The sequence below is a fragment of the Bacillus sp. C30 genome (assembly GCF_040838255.1).
Classification (GTDB): Bacteria; Bacillota; Bacilli; order Bacillales; family Bacillaceae_G; genus Bacillus_A; species Bacillus_A mycoides.
In genome coordinates this window covers 1-1,725 of the sequence record NZ_JBFPJH010000527.1, presented here as the reverse complement: position 1 = coordinate 1,725, position 1,725 = coordinate 1, and the positions used below count along the sequence as shown (strand labels likewise).

The 1,725-nt window shown below is 37.0% G+C and carries 1 protein-coding gene; it reads right to left on the bottom strand.

Features of this window, described 5'->3' with window-relative positions; genetic code table 11:
• Positions 1 to 56 precede the first annotated feature (56 nt).
• Positions 57 to 1,598: an MDR family MFS transporter gene (locus tag AB3X49_RS22505; RefSeq protein ID WP_002014821.1), complete on the bottom strand. Its 1,542-nt coding sequence runs from the start codon at positions 1,596 to 1,598 to the stop codon at positions 57 to 59.
• Positions 1,599 to 1,725: the final 127 nt, after the last annotated feature.

The window sequence follows — 1,725 nt, the reverse complement described above, 5'->3', positions numbered from 1 at the left end:
TATTATAAACGGTATATCCTCTTTCATAAAGGGATATACCGTTTCGTTTTTCTATATTAGCTTACTTGTTTTTGTTTTTGCTTTGTTTTTGGTCCTGTTAAAAGACGTTCATTTCCCATAAGTAAAATACAAATTATACTTAGCGTAGCTGGGATAAGTGCCCAGAAAAATGTATTAGCAATAGATGTTGCAAGAGCCTCTTTAATTCCGCTCAGTACTTCAGGAGGTAGCTTTTCAGTAGCATTTGGTGATAATAAAAAGCTTGTGTCTCCACCTTTAGGAGCCATTTTTTCTAGTTCAGGAGGGAAGACTGCTTTTAATTTATCAGTGAAAACATGATTTTGAATCGTACCGAAAATCGTGACGCCAAGGGTCATTCCAAGTGAACGGAAGAATGAGTTCGTGGATGTAGCAGAACCGCGATCTCTCATTTCTAATTTGTGGATAGATGCCATACTTAAAACTGAGAAGGAGAATCCAACTCCAAGTCCAGCAAGCACCATAAACATTGTTACGAGTGTACGAGGTGTTTCCATAGTTAAAGTACTTAGTAAATAAATACCAAGAACGAAGAAAACTCCAGATACTGTCATGATGTTACGATAACTTGTTCGTGAAGCTAATTGTCCACCAGTTTGACTTCCGATTACAGATCCTACCATCATAGGTGTCAAAATTAATCCGGCATTTGAGGCTGAACCACCGAGAACACCTTGAACGAAGATTGGAATATAAACTGTACAGATGATAAAAGCTGCGCCATAGAAAAAGGCAACACCTTGGCTAGCTGCAAATAAAGGTTTTTTAAATAAATGGAAAGAAATAATAGGCTCGGTTGCGTTTCTTTCTACGAAGAAGAAAATAATAAGCAGAATAACAACAGTTGAAAATAAACCAATAATCACATTAGAGTCCCATGCATATTCTTTACCACCAAGTTCTAAAGCAAACATTAAGCAAACGATACTAATGACAAGCGTAATAGCACCAGCCCAGTCAATTTTTTGTTTTCGATATTCTAGAGACTCGCTATAGTATTTAGTAATGAAGAAGAAGGAAATAAGTCCTAACGGAATATTAATATAGAAGACCCAGTGCCAACTTATATAATCTGTAATGTAAGCACCTAATAAAGGTCCGAAAACACTAGATGTTCCGAAAACAGCACCAAATAGTCCGGTCATTTTTCCTCGTTTTTCAGGCGGGAATATATCATACATAATTGTAAATGCGATAGGCATAAGAGCGCCGCCACCAATTCCTTGAATGGCTCTATAAATACTTAGTTGTTCAATACTTGATGCTGTCCCGCAAAGTGCAGAACCAAATAAGAAGAGAATTAATCCGCCAATAAAAAAGCGTTTCCGTCCGTACATATCAGACAGCTTACCGAAAATAGGCATTCCGGCCATTGTTGCTACCATGTAGGCGGATGTGACCCAAACGAATTTGTCGAACCCTCCTAAGTCTCCGACAATCGTTGCCATCGCAGTTGCGACGATTGTGTTATCCATTGCTGCCATTAGAATACCAAGTAGTAAACCAGCAACAACAAATTTTGTTTTACTTGAATCGTTTTTTGATAGTTGTGCTTCCAAAAGTAGCCCTCCTTTAATAAAAATTAAACTAACTTAAGTTTTTTAGTGCAATGCATAAAAAAACTTTATGTACAGTTTGTATCGTTCCCCTTCATTTTATAAAAAATTGCACTGACATGATATAAAG